Source organism: Kitasatospora sp. NPDC058046 (genome assembly GCF_042885595.1).
Classification (GTDB): Bacteria; Actinomycetota; Actinomycetes; order Streptomycetales; family Streptomycetaceae; genus Kitasatospora.
In genome coordinates this window covers 79,546-98,116 of the sequence record NZ_JBHVRS010000030.1, presented here as the reverse complement: position 1 = coordinate 98,116, position 18,571 = coordinate 79,546, and the positions used below count along the sequence as shown (strand labels likewise).

Here is an 18,571-nt window from a genome sequence, read left to right as displayed (position 1 = left end):
TCCGCCGCGAACGGAGCGATCTTCGCCTCGGCCAGCGAACGCACCGCCTCACGGAGCATCCCGTGCTCCTCGGAGATCCGGAAGAGATCGAAGTCAGCCGCCCCTGCGCTGCCCGCCATGATGCCTGCCTCGTCGTTCAGTGACCGACGCCCGGGCGAGGCCCGATCGAGGTCCGATCGACGCCCGGTGCGAGTCGAATCCGCGGTTAACTACCGTTCAGTAGAGATCCTAGGGCGCCGACCTGCGGCTGCCTAGCGTCCAGCGGCGGCCCGGTCGTTCATGTCCGTGCCCCGGGGGCGACCGGCGGGACGGCCCCTCCGGCGTGCAGGTGATCCCGGGGCGCCCCCGGCGGGCGGATAGCATCAGGGCATCCGTACTGGTCGCGTCCGCATCCAAGGAGAACCCGTGACCCTCCGCATCTCCGTGATCGGCACCGGCTACCTCGGCGCCACGCACGCCGCCGCGATGGCCGAGTTCGGCTTCGAGGTGCTGGGCCTGGACATCGACCCGGACAAGATCGCCATGCTGACCGCAGGGCGGGTCCCGATGTACGAGCCCGGGCTGTCCGAACTGCTGCTCAAGCACGTGGCAGGGCACGAGGGTTCGACCGGACGGCTGCGCTTCACCACCTCCGCCCAGGAGGCCGCCGAGTTCGGCGACGTGCACTTCATCTGCGTCAACACCCCGCAGCGCAAGGGCGAGTTCGCCGCCGACATGTCGTACGTCGACACCGCACTGGACGAGCTCGCGCCGCACCTGACCCGCCCCGCCCTGGTGGTCGGCAAGTCGACCGTCCCGGTCGGCTCGGCGGCCCGGCTGGCCGAGCGGCTGGCCGCGCTGGCGCCGGTCGGCGAGGGCGCCGAACTCGCCTGGAACCCGGAGTTCCTGCGCGAGGGCTTCGCCGTGCAGGACACCCTGCGGCCGGACCGGATCGTGGTCGGCGCCCACAGCGAGCGGGCCGAGCGGCTGCTGCGCGAGGTGTACGCGGAGCCGATCGCGGCCGGGGTGCCGTTCATGGTCACCGACTACGCGACCGCCGAACTGGTCAAGGCGGCCGCCAACTCCTTCCTGGCCACCAAGATCTCCTTCATCAACGCGATGGCCGAGGTCTGCGAGGCGGCCGGCGCGGACGTCACCCAGCTCAGCAAGGCGCTCGCCTACGACGAGCGGATCGGCGGCAAGTTCCTCAACTCCGGCCTCGGCTTCGGCGGCGGCTGCCTGCCCAAGGACATCCGCGCGTTCATGGCCCGGGCCGGCGAACTCGGCGCCGACCAGGCGCTGACCTTCCTGCGCGAGGTCGACTCGATCAACATGCGGCGCCGCTCCCGGATGGTCGAGCTGGCCCGCGAGCAGTGCGGCGGCGGCTTCCTGGGCCGCCGGGTCGCCGTCCTCGGCGCCGCCTTCAAGCCCAATTCGGACGACATCCGGGACTCCCCCGCCCTCAACGTGGCCGCCCAGATCCAGCTCCAGGGCGCCCAGGTCACCGTCTACGACCCCAAGGCCGTGGACAACGCCCGCAAGATGTTCCCCTCCCTCGCCTACGCCCACTCCGCCCTGGAGGCCGCCGAGGGCGCCCACGTCGTCCTCCACCTCACCGAGTGGTCCGAGTTCCGCGAGCTGGACCCGGCCGTCCTCGGCGCCGTGGTCGCCGAACGCCGCCTCCTCGACGGTCGCAACGTCCTCGACGCCGAGGCCTGGCGCGCCGCCGGCTGGACCTACCGCGCCCTGGGCCGCCCGAGCTGACCGGGCAGGAATCCCGCACCGCCGCCCGGCGTTCCCACCGGCATGACGAGCTACGGCGACGACGCGGCGGTCCGCGAGATCCTCACCCGCACCGGTGACACCTGGGCGGTGGTGGGCCTGTCCACCAACACCGCCCGGGCCGCGTACGGGGTGGCCCGGGTGCTCCAGGAGTACGGCAAGCGGATCGTGCCCGTGCACCCGAAGGCCGAGACGGTCCTCGGCGAGCGGGGCTACGCCTCGCTCGCCGAGATCCCGTTCCCGGTCGACGTGGTGGACGTGTTCGTCCGGTCCGACCTCGCCGGGGAGGTCGCGGACGAGGCGGTCGCCATCGGGGCGAAGGCGGTCTGGTTCCAGCTGGGCGTGGTGGACGAGGCCGCGTACGGGCGGACGCGGGAGGCCGGGCTGGCCATGGTGATGGACCGGTGCCCGGCCATCGAGATCCCGCTGCTGGGCTAGGAGGCCGGGCCGTCCAGCTGCGCGATGGTGGCGATGGAGGGGCGGCGGCCCGCCCGCAGCCCGGCGGCCGCCGACTCGGCGTCGCGCAGGACGCGGACGGCGTTGTGCCAGGTGAGCTTGGCCAGGTCGGCCTCCGACCAGTGGCGGCCGAGGAGTTCGGCGACCAGGTTGGGGTAGCCGGCCACCGAGTCCAGGCCGTCCGGCAGGAAGGCGGTGCCGTCGAAGTCGCCGCCGATGCCGATGTGGTCGATGCCCGCCACCTCGCGCATGTGGTCGAGGTGGTCGGCGACGGTGGCCGGGGTGGCGATCGGGCGGGGGTTGGCGGCCTCGAAGGCGCGCTGGCGCTCCATGGCCGGCGGGGTGGTGTCCAGCGGGTGGAAGCCGTGGGCGCGCATGTTCCCGTCCGCGGCGACGGTCCACTCGATGGCGGCGGGCAGGATGAACTTCGGCACGAAGGTCGCCATCGCCACGCCGCCGTTGGCGGGCAGCTGGGCGAGCACGTCGTCCGGGATGTTGCGCGGATGGTCGCAGACCGCGCGCGAGGAGGAGTGGGAGAAGACCACCGGCGCCTCGGTCACCCGCAGGGCGTCGCGCATGGTGTCGGCGGAGACGTGCGAGAGGTCGACCAGCATGCCGAGCCGGTTCATCTCCCGGACGACCTCCTCGCCGAACCGGGTCAGCCCGCCGGCCGCCGGCTTGTCGGTCGCGGAGTCCGCCCACGGCACGTTGTCGTTGTGGGTGAGCGTCAGGTACCGGACGCCCAGCTCGTACAGGGCGCGCAGGGTGGCCAGCGAGCAGTCGATGGAGTGGCCGCCCTCGGCGCCCATCAGGGAGGCGATCCGGCCCTCGGCGCGGGCGGCCTCCATGTCGGCGGCGGTACGGGCCAGGCGCAGCCGGTCCGGGTAGCGCTCCACCAGGGCGTGGACGAAGTCGATCTGCTCCAGGGTGGCGCTCACGGCGTGGTCGCCGGCCAGCGAGGAGGGGACGTAGACGGACCAGAACTGGGCGCCGACGCCGCCCTCCGCGAGGCGGGCGAGGTCGGTGTGCAGCCGGTCGCTCTGGTCGGCGGCGAGGTCGAGCGCGCCGAGGTCGTACCCGGCCTGCTCGCGCATCGCCCAGGGGAGGTCGTTGTGGCCGTCCACCACGGGGGCGGTGCGCAGCAGGGCGCGGGCGCGGTCCAGCGGGGTGGGGGAGTCCAGGTCAGCGGTCATGCGTGCTGTTCTACCCCACGCCCGCGGGTGGCCGAACTACTTGCCGAAGCCGAAGGACGCGGAACCGGCCACCTTGGCGCGCAGCTTCCGGCCCTTCTCGGTGGCCTGGTTGTTCAGCTCGGCCTGGAAGTCGGTCATCTTCTCGGTGAGCTCGGGGTCGAAGGCGGCGAGCATCCGCACCGCGAGCAGGCCGGCGTTGCGCGCGCCGGCCACCGAGACGGTCGCCACCGGCACGCCGGCCGGCATCTGGACGATCGACAGCAGGCTGTCCATGCCGTCCAGGTACCGCAGCGGCACCGGCACGCCGATGACGGGCAGCGGGGTGACCGAGGCGAGCATGCCCGGCAGGTGGGCCGCGCCGCCGGCGCCCGCGATGATCGCCTTCAGGCCGCGCCCGTGGGCCTGCTCGCCGTACGCGACCATCTCGCGGGGCATCCGGTGGGCGGAGACGACGTCCACCTCGTACGGGACCTCGAACTCGTCCAGGGCCTGGGCGGCGGCCTCCATGACCGGCCAGTCGGAGTCCGAGCCCATCACGATGCCGATGAGGGGGTTGGTCATTCGGTGATCGTTCCTCGCAGGTAGGCGGCCGCGTGGCGGGCGCGCTCGCGGACGTCTTCGAGGTCGTCCCCGAAGACGTTGACGTGGCCGACCTTGCGGCCGGGCTTCACGTCCTTCCCGTACATGTGGATCCGCAGCCCGGGGTCGCGGGCCATGCAGTGCAGGAAGGGGTGGTACATGTCCGGGTAGTCGCCGCCGAGGACGTTGACCATGACGGTCCACCTGGCGCGCGGGCGGGGGTCGCCCAGCGGGAGGTCGAGGACGGCCCGCAGGTGGTTCTCGAACTGCGAGGTGACGGCGCCGTCCTGGGTCCAGTGCCCGGAGTTGTGCGGGCGCATGGCCAGCTCGTTGACGAGGATGCGGCCGTCGCGGGTCTGGAACAGCTCGACGGCGAGGTGGCCGACGATGCCGAGGTCCCCGGCGATCCGCAGGGCGAGCTGCTGGGCCTCGTCGGACAGGGCCGGGTCGAGGTCCGGCGCGGGGGCGGTGACCTCGGCGCAGACGCCGTTCTCCTGGACGCTCTCCACCACCGGGTAGGCGACGGCCTGGCCGCTGGGCGAGCGGACGACGTTGGCGGCCAGCTCGCGGACGAAGTCGACCTTCTCCTCGGCCAGCACCGCGACGCCGGCCAGGAACGGGGCGTGCGCCTGCTCCTCGTCGTCGACGACCCAGACGCCCTTGCCGTCGTAGCCGCCGCGGACGGTCTTCAGGACGACCGGGTAGCCGGTGCCCTCGTTCGCGAAGGCGGTCACGTCGGCCGGGTCGGCGACGAGCCGGTGCCGGGGGCAGGGCACGTCGATGGAGTCCAGCTTGGCCCGCATCACGCCCTTGTCCTGGGCGTTGACCAGCGCCTCCGGGCCGGGGCGGACGGCGATGCCGTCGGCCTCCAGGGCCCGCAGGTGCTCGGTGGGGACGTGTTCGTGGTCGAAGGTGATCACGTCGCAGCCGGCGGCGAAGGCGCGCAGGGTGTCGAGGTCGCGGTAGTCACCGAGGACGACGTCGGAGACCACCTGTGCGGCGGAGTCCTGGGGCGTGTCGGCGAGGAGTTTGAACCTGACCCCGAGCGGGATGCCCGCCTGGTGTGCCATGCGGGCCAGCTGCCCGCCACCGATCATGCCCACCACTGGAAAATTCACATTGCCCGGGGAAGTCACGCGGCCCAGGATATCCGGGCCGGTCGGGGGCGGTGGAGCCGCAGGTGGGGCCGCTGGAGCGGACGCGCGTAGATGTCAACCTGGCGCCCTGGGGGCTGAGCCGTTCGATGGAAGCGGGTAGCCTGGACGGCTAGGTCCTGGTCTGCGCGGTCCGATCATGTGCGTGCACGCAGGGCTCAAGGGGCGGCCGCGCGACCGCGACCGGCCCTTTCGACCAGCAGGCACATGGAGGCACTCCGGTATGGCGACGAACGCGGCTTCGGAACCCTCACTCGCGCAGAAGCTGCGTGGGCTCAAGGGCGAAGTGGTGAAGTTCGGCATCGTCGGCCTGAGCGGCGTGGTGGTCAACTTCGCCGTGTTCTGGGTCTGCCTCAACGGCATGGGCCTGGCCTCGGTGCGGTCGAACATCGTCGCGACGGTGATCGCGATCGCGACCAACTACCTGGGCTACCGCTACTGGCTCTACCGGGACCGCGACGCCGCCTCCCGCAAGCGGGAGATCACGCTCTTCCTGGTCTACAGCGGCATCGGCATGCTGATCGAGACCGGCGTCCTCGGCTTCTCGGTGTACGTGCTCGACCTGCGCTCGCACTACGAGCAGATCGGCGCCAAGGTGATCGGCCTCGCCGTGGCCACCGTGTTCCGCTTCGTCTCGTACCGCACCTGGGTGTTCAAGGCCGTGCCGGAGACCGTCGAGCTGCCCGCCCAGCAGTCGGTGGGCGCCGCCGCCGGCCAGGAGCTGGCCGCGCAGGCCGAGCTGATGCTGGCCACCGAGCGGATCCGGCTCGCCAAGGCCGAGTAGGCCCCGCGGTCCTCGCACCGCCCTCGTACCCCGCGCAGCCCCGGCTCGCCGAACCCGGCCGCCGGGGCTCGCCGTATCCCCCCACCGGATCCCCCTGCCGGATCCTGCCGTGTCCCGGCCGGCCTCAGGCCCTCAGTCCTGGTGGCTGCGCCCGAGGAAGAGCGCGAACACCGCCGGCTTCAGCGAGAGCAGTTCGAGCCGCCCGCCGTCCGCCTCCGCGAGGTCGCGGGCGACGGCCAGCCCGATGCCGGTGGAGTTGCGCCCGCTGACCGCGCGCTCGAACACCCGGTTGCCGAGGTCCGGCGGCACGCCGGCGCCCTGGTCCTGGACCTCAACCACCACCGAGGTGCCGGAGGGCCGGATCCGCAGGGTGATCGTCCCGGCGCCGTGCATCAGCGAGTTCTCGATCAGGGTGGCCAGCACCTGGGCGACCGTCCCCGGCGTGCCGACCGCGGTGACCCCGTGCAGCCCCTCCAGGGAGAGCACCCGGCCCTGCTCCCGCAGCGTCGGGCCCCACTCCTCCACCTGCTGCTTGATCACCTCGTCCAGGTCGAAGGCGACGGCGGTGGGGCTGCGCGGGTCGCGCTGGGTGGTGAGCAGCCGCTGGACCACGTCGGTGAGCCGCTCGACCTGCTGGAGGGCGATGGTCGCCTCCTCCTTGACCGTCTCCGGCTCCTCGGCGAGGGCGGTGATCTCCTCCAGCCGCATGGAGAGCGCGGTGAGCGGGGTGCGCAGCTGGTGCGAGGCGTCGGCGGCGAGCCGGCGCTCGGCGGTGAGCATCCGGGCGATCCGTTCGGCGCTGGTGTCCAGCACCTCGGCGACCCGGTCGAGCTCGGGCACCCCGTAGCGGCGGTCGCGCGGGCGCGGGTCGCCGGAGCCGAGCCGCTCGGCGGTCTCGGCGAGGTCGGTGAGCGGCCGGGCGAGCCGCTTGGCCTGCCAGACGGCGAGCGCCACCGCGGCCTGGACGGCCAGCAGGGCGACCACGCCGAGCAGCAGCAGGTTGTTGGCGATCTCGTGGTCGACGTCCTCGCGGGACTGCTCGACGGTGACGGTCTCGCCGCTGTTGCCGCGCTCGACGGCCTTCAGCAGGTGGTTCCCGGCCGGGCGCTCGCCGGCGGAGACCACCGGCTGGCCGGGCACCTGCACCTCGACGTAGCTGCCCTCGGTGACCTGGCTCTCGAAGGCCCGCCCGGTGACCGGCTCGCCCGCGGCGAGCCGGCTCTCGACCAGGGCGAGCACCCGGACGGCGGCGGCGTCCACCCGGTCCTGGGCCGAGTTGACGATGGTCCGCTTCTCGACCAGGGCGAGCGGCACGCAGAACACCACGACGACCACCAGGACGACGCCCAGCAGCGAGTTGATCATCCTGCGCTTCACGCTGCCGCTCCCCGGGGTGTTCCGCCGCCGCGGGCCGAGGGCCCGGTCTCCGTCAGGGTCAATTCTTCTCGAACCGGAACCCCACGCCGCGCACGGTGGCGATGTAGCGCGGGTTGGCCGCGTCGTCGCCGAGCTTCTTGCGGAGCCAGGAGATGTGCATGTCCAGGGTCTTGGTGGAGGTCCACCACGTGGTGTCCCAGACCTGCCGCATGATCTCCTCGCGGGTGACCACCCGGCCGGCGTCCCGGACCAGGACGCGCAGCAGCTCGAACTCCTTGGCGGAGAGGGTGAGCTCCTCGTCGCCGAGCCAGGCGCGGTGGGACTCGATGTCGATCTTCACCCCGTGCGCGCCGGTGGTGAGCTGGTCGACGTTGCCGCGCCGGAGCAGGGCCCGGACGCGGGCGAGCAGTTCGGCCAGGCGGAAGGGCTTGGTGACGTAGTCGTCGGCACCGGCGTCCAGGCCGACCACGGTGTCCACCTCGTCCGCGCGGGCGGTGAGCACCAGGACGGGGCAGCTCTTGCCGTCGGCACGCAGGCGGCGGCAGACCTCCAGGCCGTCCATCTCGGGCAGGCCGAGGTCCAGGACGACGAGGTCGACCTCCTCGGTGAGGCCGGCGGCGAGTGCGGTCGGACCGTCCTCGCGGACGAGCACCTCATAGCCCTCGCGTCGCAGGGCCCGGGCGAGCGGTTCGGAGATCGCCGGATCGTCCTCGGCGAGCAGCACACAGGTCATGTGGTGATGGTAGTCCGCCGGGGTATCCCCGTACGCCCTGTGAGGTAGTTCACAGAGCGTGATCGTTATACAAGGCCGCAATCGGGCTCAACAGGGCGCAACAGACCGGCCCTTCGGTGAAGAATCGCCTGTTGGATCTTGAAACCGAAGGAAGACACGCCCATCTACCATCGATAGATCGGGCAGATTTGTCGCCAACTTTGCCATTCACATACCTGATTCAAGACTTTTGTCATCTGATAGAGCCAAATGTCGCCACGTAGAGTGGTTTGGTCCACGTCCGCCGCCCACCCCCCTACGCGGACGCTGTCAGGCAAGGAACCACTACTCATGGCGTCTAAGACCCTGGACACCGACGCGACGTCGGCATCTCCCAGCGGCAAGACCTTCCTCGGGCATCCCCGAGGTCTCGCCACGCTGTTCATGACCGAGATGTGGGAGCGCTTCTCCTACTACGGCATGCGCGCCCTGCTCATCTACTACCTGGTCTCCGGTGGCGCCGACGCCGCCGTCGGCAGCCAGGGCGGCGGCCTCGCCATGAAGGCGACGACGGCGACGGCGATCTACTCCGTCTACGTCTCGATGGTCTACCTCATGGCCTACCCGGGCGGCTGGTTCGGCGACCGGGTCTGGGGCGCCCGCAAGACCGTCGCCATCGCCGGGTTCGTGATCATGTCCGGCCACATCGCGCTGGCCGTCCCGGGCCAGGCGGCGTTCTTCCTCGGCCTGCTCCTGGTCGCGCTCGGTTCCGGGCTGCTGAAGGCCAACATCTCCACGATGGTCGGCCAGCTCTACAACGGCCCCGAGGACCCGCGCCGCGACGGTGGGTTCACCGTCTTCTACATGAGCATCAACCTCGGTGCCTTCGTCGCCCCGTTCGTCATCGGGACGATCGGCAAGGAGTACAACTGGCACCTGGGCTTCGGTCTGGCCGCGATCGGCATGGCCCTCGGCCTGACCCAGTTCCTGCTCGGCAGCCGCCACCTGAACCCGGTGAGCAGCGAGGTCCCCAACCCGCTGCTGCCCGAGGAGCGCAAGCGCCTGCTGAAGAAGGCCGGCCTGACGGTGCTCGGCGTCGCCGCCTTCTACGGCGTCGTGGCCGGCCTGGGCGTCTACACGCTGAACTGGGCCCTCGTCCCGCTGACCATCGCCGGTCTGCTGATCCCGATCACCGTGCTGACCCGGATCAAGCGCGACAAGGACCTGACCGCCGACGAACAGTCCAAGATGTCCGCGTACATCTGGTTCTTCGCCGCGGCCGCGATCTTCTGGATGATCTACGACCAGGGCGGGTCGACGCTCTCCCTGTTCGCGGACAAGAAGACCGCGGACTCCCTGTTCGGCCTCGGCTTCTCGGCCACCTGGTACCAGTCGCTGAACCCGCTGTTCGTGATGGCGTTCGCGCCGGTCTTCGCCTGGCTGTGGCTCTGGCTGTCCCGCCGGGACAAGGAGCCGAACACCATCGTGAAGTTCTCGATCGGCCTGCTCCTGGTCGGCGTCTCGTTCTTCGTCTTCATCATCCCGATGACCATGGCGGACAACGGCACCCTGGTCTCCCCGCTCTGGCTCGTCTCGATCTACCTGATCCAGACCATCGGTGAGCTCTGCCTCTCCCCGGTCGGCCTCTCGGTCACCACCAAGATGGCACCGCGCAAGTACGCCTCCCAGATGATGGGCGTCTGGTTCCTCGCCGTCACCGCCGGTGACTGCACCACCAGCCTGCTCTCGCTGGCCGGCGTCAGCCTCAACGGCACCGGGATCATCGCGATGCAGGCGTCGCTCGCGGCCCTCGCCGGGTTCGCCATCTTCACCTACCGCAAGAAGGTCCAGGCCCTCATGGGCGACGTGCACTGACGCCCGTCCCCGCCCGCTCCGGGGCCGCCGTGGATTCCAGGATCCGCGGCGGCCCCGAGTGCTTTTCCCGCTCGACAGGAGCCCGTCGGCCGTGCCTATGGTGCCCGGCATGACGACCCCCTCCTTACCCCGCCAGCTGGCCCGCACCCGGCGCTTCACCCTGGGCGTCCCCACCCGGCCCGAGCCCTCGGCGGACGGCGCCACCGTGCTCTTCCTGCGCGGCCGCTCCGGCACCGACCCGCTCGCCTGCCTCTGGGCCCTGGACACCGCCACCGGCGAGGAGCGGCTGCTCGCCGACCCGGCCGCGCTGGGCGCCGACGAGGGCATCGCCGCCTACAGCACCGACGCCGCCGGCACGCTCGCCGCCTTCGCCCTGGACGGCGCCCTGTGGCTGGCCGACACCGCCGCCGGCACCGTCCGCGCCGTCCCCGTCCCCGGCCCGCCGCAGGACCCCAGGCTCGACCCGACCGGGCGCCGGATCGCCTACGTCCGCGGCGGCGCCCTGCGGGTGGTCGGCGTCGACGGCACCGACGACCGCCCGCTCGCCGAACCCGAGGCCGAGGACGTCTCCTACGGGCTCGCCGAGTACGTCGCCGCCGAGGAGATGCACCGCGACCGCGGCCACTGGTGGTCCCCCGACGGCACCGCGCTGCTGGTCGCCCGGGTCGACGACCGCCCGCTCGCCCGGCTCTTCCCGGCCGACCCCGCCGACCCGCACCGCCCGCCGCGCGCCGTCCGCTACCCGCTCGCCGGCACCGCCAACGCCGAGGTCTCGCTGCGGCTGCTCGGCCTCGACGGCAGCGACACCGAGGTCCGCTGGGACCGCGCCGCCTTCGAGTACCTGACCGCCGCCGGCTGGGACGGCCACGGCCCGTACGCCGCCGTGCAGAGCCGCGACCAGCGCACCGTCCTTGTGGTGGCCGTCGAGCCGGACGGCACCACCCGGCCGCTCGCCGAGCGCCGGGACGCCCACTGGGTCGAGCTGCTGCCCGGCCTGCCCGCCCGCACCACGGGCGGCGCCCTGGTGGACACCGCCGACCTCGGCGACACCCGGCACCTGACCGTCGACGGCGAACCGGTCACCCCTCCCGGGCTCCAGCTGCGCGCGGTGCTCGGCACGGAGGGCGAGCAGGTGCTGTTCACCGCCTCCGAGGAGCCCACCGAGACCCACCTCTGGACGTACGGACCGGACGGCGGCATCCGTCGGCTGAGCGACGGCCCTGGGCTGCACACCGGCGTGCGGCGCGGCGGCACGCTGGTGCTCACCACCCGGACCCCGGGACACCCCGGCGGCTTCACAACCGCTCTGCGGGAGAGCTCGGCACCCCGCCCGCTCACCTCGTACGCCGAGCCGCCCGTCGTCACTGCCGCGCCCGAGCTGCTCAGGCTCGGCCCACACGCCCTGCGCGCCACGCTCTTCCTCCCCGCCGGCCACCGCCCCGGGGACGGCCCGCTGCCCGTCCTGCTCGACCCGTACGGCGGGCCCGCGACGCAGAAGGCCACCACCGGCGGCCTCTGGTGGGACCAGGTCTCCCAGTGGTTCGCCGACCAGGGCTTCGCGGTCCTCGTGGTGGACGGCCGGGGCACCCCCGGCCGCGGGCCCCGGTGGGAGAAGGCCGTGTACGGCGACAAGGCGACGCTCCCACTGGCGGACCAGGTCGAGGGCCTGCGGGCGGCCGCCCGGCTGCGGCCCGGACTGCTCGACCTCGACCGGGTCGGCATCCGCGGCTGGTCCTACGGCGGCTACCTCGCCGCCCTCGCGGTGCTGCGCCGCCCGGACGCCTTCCACGCCGCCTCCGCCGGAGCCGCCCCCACCGACTGGCGGTTCTACGACACCCACTGGCAGGAGCGCTTCCTCGGCCACCCCGACGAGCACCCCGAGCACTACGACAGCGGCTCGCTGATCGCCGAGGCGCCGAAGCTGAGCCGCCCACTGCTGCTGATCCAGGGCCTCGCCGACGACAACGTCTACCCCGCCCACACCCTGCGGCTCTCCGCCGCCCTCCTCGCCGCCGGCCGCCCGCACGAGCTCCTCCCCCTACGCGCCACCGGCCACCGGCCGACGGACGAGGCGGTGGTGGAGAACCTGCTGCACCACGAACTTGGCTTCCTGCGCCGCTCGTTGGGCCTGGAGTGATCAGCGCCGCGCCACCGAACGCCTGCCCAGCGAACGGGCCGGTGCCCATGATCAGGGAGGCATGTGATGCCGTCGAGCGTGCCCGGCTTCGCTGAGCTGCTTGAGCAGTGCCAGCGGTCCGCCGTCCATCTGGAGCTGCGGGACTCGTACGCCCCGACGGATCGGTTCGAGGCCTGGCAGCGCGGTGAGCGGATCAACTGGGAGGACCAGGCGTCCTGGTGGCATCCCTATGACCAGTTGATCACGGACGCCGTGGCGCGGGGCGTGGTCATTCGCCGAGCCCGGGTGGTCTCCGAGCCCGTGTCCGAGTACATCCGGTGGGAGCACTACGTCACCCACGCCAACGTCACGGCCGGCGAGCAGGTCCGCTGGCTGCCACGGCGGCAGGCCACGAGCATCCCCCTGCCCGGGAACGACTTCTGGCTGTTCGACGGTGCGCTGCTTCGAGTGCACCACTTCTCCGGGGACGGCGCCGTGGTCGAGGACGAGATCACGACAGAGCCGGACGCCGTGACGCTGTGCACCACCGCGTTCGAAGCAGTCTGGGAGCGAGCGCTCCCGCACCATCTGTACGAGATCTGACGAAGACCGGCTCCATGCCCGCGAGGCCCTCGCCCTGGGTGGGCGAGGGCCTTCGCGTGTTTCAGTGCTGCTCGTCGCGCGCCTCGGGGCGGGGCATCCTGAGGGTCGCGAGGACGCCGAGGGCGAGGAGGCCTGCGCCGACGAAGGACCTCACGGCTGCCCTCCCTCGTCGTCATCGTCCAGTTCGCGGAGCAGGCGGAGGAGGTTGAGCAAAGTGCTCACCGGAGCGTTCCCGAAGTCGATCAGGATGCGCCCGTCGATGGTGGTCTCGCCCGGCAAGGCGGACCCCCAGAGGAGCCCATGCGGCAGGCCGCGCCTGTGCAACTCGCCCAGAAGGGCCATGAGGTGGGGTTTGGTGTAGTCGCGCATCCGGGGGTCCTCCGGCAGGACGGGGTAGCCGGTCACGCGCGGCAGTCCAGCTCGTACCAGATGGATTTGCCGCGCTTCTGCGGGTCGACGCCCCAGCGGTGGGTGAGGCCCTCCACGAGTTGGAGGCCCCGGCCGGACTCGGTGGAGTCGGCGGGGGTTCGCCGCCGGGGGAGGGCGTCGCTCTCGTCGGAGACGGTGACCCGGAGGGTGCGACCGAGGACGGAGAACCAGACGACGGGCGCGGGGGTGTCGCCGTGCCGCCAGGCGTTGACGACGAGCTCCATCAGGGCGAGTTCGGCGTTGAAGATGCTGTCGGCGTCCCAGCCGCCGCTACGGGTCATCGCGTCCCGCAGGGCCTGGCGGGAGAGGGTGAGCGAGGGGGTGTTACGGGTGCACACGGGAACCTCCGTGAGGCTGTGGCGTGGGGAGGGGATGACGGTCGTCGCCGTGAGCCAGGCCGGGGCGGCGGTTGCTCTTCGGCGTGCGGGCAGCAGGCGCCTACTGCCTTGGATGCAGGCATTACTGACGATCCGTCGGATCAAGCTGTGAACGACGATAGCGCATCCGCTCTTTAATTAAATTCGAACGAGAGAAGTGTCCTCCCATCGGGGGACGCGCTTCGCCGAGCCCGGATGGATCCACCGGCAACCGGCGCGGCACACTGGCCTCTGCACCTGTTGAGAGGACGCCATGGCCCTTCGAGTCCCCACCCTCCGTCAGCGGCGCCTCGGCGCCGAACTGCGGAGGATGAGAGAGCAAGCCGGCTTCGGCGGCAGCCACCTTGCCCGTCTGCTTGGGGTGACTGCTGCCTTGGTGAGTCAGATGGAGAATGGGAAGTCGGCTGTCAGCGAGGAACGTCTGCGTGAGATCGCGGCGGCCTGCGCGTGTGGCAACGAGCCCCTGATCGCCGCGCTCGCTGACATGACCCGGGAGCGAGAAACTGGCTGGTGGGAGGAGTACAGCCCGAGTCTGACCAGCGACCTGCTCGATGTGGCGGCGATCGAGGCCCATGCCCGGCGGATCGCCACCTACTCGATCACCTTCCTGCCCGGACTGCTTCAAACTCCGGCCTACGCCGCTTCGGTGTTCGCCCGTGCGATCCCGCCATTGCCGCAGGCTGACGTCAATCTCCGCCTCGCCTTCCGCCTGCGGAGGCAGCAGATCATCCGCAACGACGCTACGCCCTACACTGCGTTCATCCATGAAGCCGCACTGCGGATGCAGTTCAGCGGGCCAGAGGCACTTGCCGAGCAACTCGGCGCCCTCATTGACCATTCCGAGAGCCCTGGCATCTCAGTTCGGGTCGTGCCGTTTAAGATCGAATCGCTGCCCGGCCCCAGCGAGAACTTCGTCTATATCGCCGGTCCGGTGCCCGAGTTGGACACAGTGCAGATCGACATCAGCTTCGGGTGTCCGCTCTTCGATGCACCCTCCGACCTTGCAAGCTACCGCGAGATCCTCGATCGAATGGCGTCCGTAGCCCTCTCCGAAGATGACTCGCGCGACTTCATCCGATCCATCAAGAAGGAGATAGAGGGCAATCATGAGTAGCCCCGCATGGCAGAAGTCCAGTTACTCCGGCTCCAGCAACGCATGCGTTGAGGTCCGGGCTGCCGACGGGGTAGTTGAGCTCCGGGAGTCCGATGAGGGAGACGTCATCGTCCGCACCACGTCCCTCAAGTTCGCCACGTTCCTCCAGGGCGCCAAGGCCGGCGAGTTCGACCACCTCACCGCCACCCCCTGAGCAGCACGTCGCCCCGTCGAGCCGGTGCTCGACGGGGCGACGCGAACCCACCGTTCAGACCTCCCGAACGCCCGGCCGGTAGGCCAGGTGGACGTGCGACGGCGCGTCCAGCGCGGCTGTTCTCGTAGTCGAAGTGATGGTCGCTTGCAGCACCTGAACGCGCAGGAAATCGGCCCACCCGACCTCCTGCGTGAGGCGAACGGTTCGGTCCGGTTGTGGGCGGGCCCACCCCAGCGGACCTGCCGGTCGTGCTTGCCGGCCGGCTCGAAGAGTCAGGGCACGAGACTGCTGAGCACGAAGGATCAGGCACGACTTGCCGTGGTCGTCCATTCATCGGGGTCAGGACCCGAGTAGGCAGACGAGCGGAAGGTGCGACGGAAAGCCTCGGGGCCGTGCCGCTGATCGAGCCAGCTCGAAAGACCGAATAGATTGCCGCTGATCACCGCCGCGATGATCAGCGCATGCAGCGTGTCCGCCTCCGGGCCGCCCATGTCGGCGAGGAAGCGCTGGTAGCGAGCGCCGACGCCGTGCTCATATCCGGCCATGGCCAGGTGGAAGCGGGTGGCAACACCAGGCTCTGCGTGGTCGAAATCGCTCGGCTCCAGCCGTCCCGTGGTGTCGCGGAACGCCAGGCGATCGGCCGCCGCGATGCGTTCGGCCAGGCCGAGACGGTCGGCCACCGCAGCGGAGATCATCCGGGCCTCCCGATCCGTGGCCCCCTCCATCACGATGCCGAGATTCCGCGTCGACGAAGCATCGCTCCTGTCCTGGGACGAGTACGTCCGGCCGTGCTGGTCGCGGCGGTTGATGCCGTAACGGCTCCGGATCACTTGCTCGCCTTGGAGCCGGTACTCCCGGAACGACCCCCAGTGCAGGCAGTCGTGCGCGTAGCTACGGAGGAGGTCGAGCGCCACCAGTTCCGGTGCCGCCGGTCGGGGATCGTTCAGCCGCCCGTACCTCGTGACCACGGACGCCAGTTGCACATGCCGGTACCCCTGGTTCGGATGGTGGAAGCCGCCGAACGCGTCGGGCCGGGTCGAGCGCACCCCTACCCACACCCGGTCAGTCGGCAGCAGTCGACTCAGCCCCAATTCCCCGTAGCGGTCGGCCAGAAGGGCAGCACCCTGCCGAAAGACTTCGCGGGCCGGCTCGTCGGACGATGTGTCGACCACCCAGTGCAACAGTGAGAACGTGATGTGCGGATGGGCCCGGTCGAGCGCTGCCGTCGCCCGTCGCGCGGCCAGCAGGTGAGCCAACTCGGCCCGCTCGGCGGGGTCTCCGGACAGGTGCTCGTTCGGCGCCAGGCAGGAGGGGGTGAGTGATCGACCAAGGGTCAGTACGGCCGACGACTGATCAGTCGCCGATGTGATTCCTGCACTCCCCCGGGGAGTTCGTCCGGCGAGAACCATCGAGCCTCCAGGATCTCGAACGAAGCCGCCCTGACCTGCCCAGTGACGTACAGGACCTCGTAGGCGACTTCGACACGCAGTTTGTAGCCGCTCTTCAGGTGCGCCAGCTCGCACACCTTCACCGTGAGTCCGGTTTCCTCCCGGACCTCACGCACGATCGTGTCCTCGAAGCTCTCGCCCTTGTCGGCGTAGCCGGTCGGCAGACCCCACTGCCGGCCCTCCGGCCACATCCGGTGCTTCAGCAGCAGCACACGGCCGTCCTGGTCGCGGACGATGCCCGTCACCCCGACCATGAACTTCGAGTGCCACAGCCACAGCACGCGCCACTGCATCGGGCCGCGGATGATCCGCCAGAGCTTCGCAGCGATCTTCTTCATGGGTTCGCCCTTTCGTTGACGGGGGCCCGCGCGCCGCTCGCGCGGGCCCACGATCCCGCAACCGGCACCGCCGACACCAAATCCGCGATTATCAGACCGATCGGGATGATGTCAGCGGAGAAGCTGGTACCGCACGGGAGAGCAGCCGCAAGGCGAGGAGTCCACAGTAAGGGGACCGAAAGGGGAGGAAGGCGATTATTCCCGTGCGCGACTAAAGACCGCCGAGGAAGAGGGCCGACCACTCAGCCAGCTTCTCTCGGGCTTCCTCACCGAACAGTGCATAACCTTCGTACATGGCGAACGCGTCCCGGTACGCCTTGATGTCCCGCCGGTCCCGGAGCGTGATGATTCCGGTCTCCGTCTCGACCGTGGCAAGGCTGCTGTCGTACACCGTGAAGGTGTTCAGCGGGCTCTCCGGGATGTGCTTCCCGAGTGGAATCACGCCGAGCCGGACGTTCGGGAGCCTGGAAACGGAGACGAGTCGTTCGATCTGCATGACCATGGCCCGAGGCGGCAGGAGCGCCCACCGGGCAGCCTGCTCGGTGAGTACGAAGGTGAAGGCCTTCGACTCGTCGTACAGGACGGTCTGGCGCTCCAGTTTCTTCATGGCGGCCCTGCTGGTGTCTCCCGGCACATGGGCGAGGCTCGCCCGCACGTACTCGGGCGAGGCGAGCAGCGTGTTGAGCATCGAGATCAGGAAGTAGCGGATCTCGCTGGAGGACTGGTCGAGCGCCGCGAGCTCGGCTTGCTTCCTCTCCAGGCCCTTCTTCCTCAGAGCGCGGATGTCCTGCCACTCGGTATTCGCCACACGGGCCAGGTCGAACACCTGTCGCGCCAACTCGGCCGGCACTTCGAGGGCCCGCAGGATCAGCTCCACGTCCACCAGGGACGGCACGGTTCTGCCTGTTTCGATCTTGCTGATCTTCGACTGCGTCATGCCACAACGCCGAGCAAGCCGGTCTCCTGCGAGACCGGCTTGAACCCGTAGTTCCCTCAAGGCCTTTGCCAGGTCACTTCTACTGTGCCCCAGCTCTTCCGGGTCTATTGCCACCCGTGCTCTTCCACATAGTCCACGAAGGGCACCGACTCGGCCACAGCGATCCGCCGCCATTCCCGGTACTTCTCGACGTCGTCCTCGACAAGCACGCGGTTGATCTGCGTTCCGTCGGGCTCGTAGTTCATCAGGACCACGGTCGAATCGTCGAAGGCCCAGAAGTCCTGAGCCGGAAGGCCCGGGTTCGGCCTGTCGGTCAGGTCGAGAATGTAGATGTCCTCACCGGCCCTGGCATGCGGTGCGTAGTACATGAACTCGTACCGCAGGTAGTCACTCAGCGGCCGGGTAACGATGTGCACGCGCTGAACCGTGCGACCGGCCGCGGTATGAGCCCTGAGCTTGTCAGTCCAGCCGGACGTGTAGGTACCGGGGTCGATCCGGTACCCGTTCAGGAACTCCTCGATCTCTTCCGCCTCCCCCGCGACCTTGTAAGCGGGCAGGGTCTCAAGCCGGAACGCCGACCGCGAGAAACCGTGCAGAAGCCTCTGCCAGTCCTCACCATCCAAGAACACGAATGGCCTCCTTCACGACATGCTCGGGCAGCTCCACGGCGCCTTCGTGTACCGGCACCGCCAGCTCCGCGTACTGGTCCCCTTGGAAGACGAGGGTGCCCCGGTCGGTGCGGTAGACGTTCGGGCAGTCTCCTTCCTTGCAGTCTCCGACACCGACGCCCGTGAGCCGCTGGTGAGCCATGCCAACCCCCTTCAGCTCGGCCCGGATTGGACCGCCTGGGCGAGACGCTATGGACTGGCCGCGCGTCCTGTCCACACGGTTCGGGCAGTATTCCCGTCCTGGACTAATGATCACGGCCCCGCTCGGAAGCGCTGCCGTGCCCCGGCCGAGGAACCCGCCCGCTCTGGCGACCGCGGACGGACACGTCGGCACGTGTACCGGCCCCCGCCACGTGATCGCCCGTTCGGACCGCGAAGTCCGTGAGGCCCCCGCCAAGGCCGGCGAGTTCGACCACCTCACCGTCACCCCCTGAACAGCACGTCGCCCCGTCGAGCA

The 18,571-nt window shown here is 70.3% G+C and carries 20 protein-coding genes and 1 pseudogene; 8 read left to right on the top strand and 13 right to left on the bottom strand.

Features of this window, described 5'->3' with window-relative positions; all coding sequences use genetic code 11:
* Positions 1–119, bottom strand: a pseudogene (locus ACFVU7_RS39705) (acyl-CoA dehydrogenase); the annotation flags it as partial.
* A 286-nt stretch (positions 120–405) separates the two neighbouring features.
* Here ACFVU7_RS39705 and ACFVU7_RS39700 point away from each other — a divergent pair.
* On the top strand, positions 406–1,743 hold the full coding sequence (locus ACFVU7_RS39700; RefSeq protein WP_388050943.1) for a UDP-glucose dehydrogenase family protein: 1,338 nt from the start codon (positions 406–408) through the stop codon (positions 1,741–1,743).
* Between the two features lie 42 nt (positions 1,744–1,785).
* A complete protein-coding gene (locus tag ACFVU7_RS39695; protein ID WP_074003876.1) occupies positions 1,786–2,199 on the top strand; it encodes a CoA-binding protein in 414 nt (137 codons plus the stop codon).
* On the opposite strand, the gene ACFVU7_RS39690 is transcribed toward ACFVU7_RS39695, so the two are convergent.
* From ACFVU7_RS39690 to ACFVU7_RS39680, 3 genes are read right to left on the bottom strand one after another with little or no spacing between them, the layout of a single operon-like run.
* A complete protein-coding gene (locus ACFVU7_RS39690; RefSeq protein ID WP_388050940.1) occupies positions 2,196–3,410 on the bottom strand; it encodes a dipeptidase in 1,215 nt (404 codons plus the stop codon). The two genes, ACFVU7_RS39695 and ACFVU7_RS39690, sit on opposite strands and share 4 nt — an antisense overlap.
* Before the next feature lie 36 nt (positions 3,411–3,446).
* Complete coding sequence (purE, locus tag ACFVU7_RS39685; protein ID WP_049650019.1) at positions 3,447–3,971, bottom strand: 5-(carboxyamino)imidazole ribonucleotide mutase; 525 nt, start codon at positions 3,969–3,971, stop codon at positions 3,447–3,449.
* Positions 3,968–5,107, bottom strand: coding sequence for a 5-(carboxyamino)imidazole ribonucleotide synthase (locus ACFVU7_RS39680; protein ID WP_049650020.1), 1,140 nt, complete (start codon positions 5,105–5,107; stop codon positions 3,968–3,970). Before ACFVU7_RS39680 ends, purE begins: the two co-directional genes overlap by 4 nt.
* A gap of 259 nt (positions 5,108–5,366) precedes the next feature.
* Here ACFVU7_RS39680 and ACFVU7_RS39675 point away from each other — a divergent pair, with 259 nt between their 5' ends.
* Positions 5,367–5,927 (top strand): GtrA family protein, encoded by a 561-nt coding sequence (locus tag ACFVU7_RS39675; protein WP_049650021.1) that lies wholly within the window; start codon positions 5,367–5,369, stop codon positions 5,925–5,927.
* 132 nt (positions 5,928–6,059) lie between these two features.
* Here the strand turns inward: ACFVU7_RS39675 and ACFVU7_RS39670 are convergent, their stop codons facing one another.
* Both ACFVU7_RS39670 and ACFVU7_RS39665 read right to left on the bottom strand, forming a co-directional pair.
* Positions 6,060–7,304 carry an ATP-binding protein gene (locus ACFVU7_RS39670; protein ID WP_049650022.1) on the bottom strand — a complete coding sequence of 415 codons (1,245 nt, stop codon included), beginning with the start codon at positions 7,302–7,304 and terminating at the stop codon, positions 6,060–6,062.
* Between the two features lie 58 nt (positions 7,305–7,362).
* Complete coding sequence (locus tag ACFVU7_RS39665) at positions 7,363–8,037, bottom strand: response regulator transcription factor (protein WP_030058577.1); 675 nt, start codon at positions 8,035–8,037, stop codon at positions 7,363–7,365.
* A gap of 330 nt (positions 8,038–8,367) precedes the next feature.
* Between ACFVU7_RS39665 and ACFVU7_RS39660 the strand changes: the two genes are divergently transcribed.
* From ACFVU7_RS39660 to ACFVU7_RS39650, 3 genes are all read left to right on the top strand, one after another.
* Entirely contained in the window at positions 8,368–9,891 is a 1,524-nt protein-coding gene (locus ACFVU7_RS39660) for a peptide MFS transporter (RefSeq protein WP_117488113.1), read from the top strand.
* Positions 9,892–10,000: 109 nt separating this feature from the next.
* Positions 10,001–12,028: a prolyl oligopeptidase family serine peptidase gene (locus ACFVU7_RS39655; RefSeq protein ID WP_388050938.1), complete on the top strand. Its 2,028-nt coding sequence runs from the start codon at positions 10,001–10,003 to the stop codon at positions 12,026–12,028.
* A 66-nt stretch (positions 12,029–12,094) separates the two neighbouring features.
* Positions 12,095–12,610 (top strand): DUF6879 family protein, encoded by a 516-nt coding sequence (locus ACFVU7_RS39650; protein ID WP_049650025.1) that lies wholly within the window; start codon positions 12,095–12,097, stop codon positions 12,608–12,610.
* A 150-nt stretch (positions 12,611–12,760) separates the two neighbouring features.
* Here the strand turns inward: ACFVU7_RS39650 and ACFVU7_RS39645 are convergent, their stop codons facing one another.
* Positions 12,761–12,979: a hypothetical protein gene (locus ACFVU7_RS39645; RefSeq protein ID WP_388050935.1), complete on the bottom strand. Its 219-nt coding sequence runs from the start codon at positions 12,977–12,979 to the stop codon at positions 12,761–12,763.
* Positions 12,980–13,011: 32 nt separating this feature from the next.
* Positions 13,012–13,377, bottom strand: a complete 366-nt coding sequence (locus ACFVU7_RS39640; RefSeq protein ID WP_388050933.1) for an ATP-binding protein — start codon at positions 13,375–13,377, stop codon at positions 13,012–13,014.
* A 292-nt stretch (positions 13,378–13,669) separates the two neighbouring features.
* Here ACFVU7_RS39640 and ACFVU7_RS39635 point away from each other — a divergent pair, with 292 nt between their 5' ends.
* On the top strand, positions 13,670–14,530 hold the full coding sequence (locus tag ACFVU7_RS39635) for a helix-turn-helix domain-containing protein (protein WP_387830526.1): 861 nt from the start codon (positions 13,670–13,672) through the stop codon (positions 14,528–14,530).
* Positions 14,523–14,723, top strand: coding sequence for a DUF397 domain-containing protein (locus tag ACFVU7_RS39630; protein WP_049650029.1), 201 nt, complete (start codon positions 14,523–14,525; stop codon positions 14,721–14,723). Before ACFVU7_RS39635 ends, ACFVU7_RS39630 begins: the two co-directional genes overlap by 8 nt.
* A gap of 302 nt (positions 14,724–15,025) precedes the next feature.
* Here the strand turns inward: ACFVU7_RS39630 and ACFVU7_RS39625 are convergent, their stop codons facing one another.
* From ACFVU7_RS39625 to ACFVU7_RS39605, 5 genes are all read right to left on the bottom strand, one after another.
* Entirely contained in the window at positions 15,026–15,979 is a 954-nt protein-coding gene (locus tag ACFVU7_RS39625; RefSeq protein ID WP_388050930.1) for a hypothetical protein, read from the bottom strand.
* A 77-nt stretch (positions 15,980–16,056) separates the two neighbouring features.
* On the bottom strand, positions 16,057–16,509 hold the full coding sequence (locus tag ACFVU7_RS39620; RefSeq protein WP_388050927.1) for an NUDIX domain-containing protein: 453 nt from the start codon (positions 16,507–16,509) through the stop codon (positions 16,057–16,059).
* Between the two features lie 211 nt (positions 16,510–16,720).
* Positions 16,721–17,560 carry a helix-turn-helix transcriptional regulator gene (locus ACFVU7_RS39615; protein ID WP_117488129.1) on the bottom strand — a complete coding sequence of 280 codons (840 nt, stop codon included), beginning with the start codon at positions 17,558–17,560 and terminating at the stop codon, positions 16,721–16,723.
* Complete coding sequence (locus ACFVU7_RS39610; protein WP_387974213.1) at positions 17,551–18,075, bottom strand: DUF6879 family protein; 525 nt, start codon at positions 18,073–18,075, stop codon at positions 17,551–17,553. The genes ACFVU7_RS39615 and ACFVU7_RS39610 overlap by 10 nt, the downstream gene beginning before the upstream one ends.
* Complete coding sequence (locus ACFVU7_RS39605; protein ID WP_117488133.1) at positions 18,059–18,256, bottom strand: hypothetical protein; 198 nt, start codon at positions 18,254–18,256, stop codon at positions 18,059–18,061. The genes ACFVU7_RS39610 and ACFVU7_RS39605 overlap by 17 nt, the downstream gene beginning before the upstream one ends.
* Positions 18,257–18,571 lie beyond the last annotated feature (315 nt).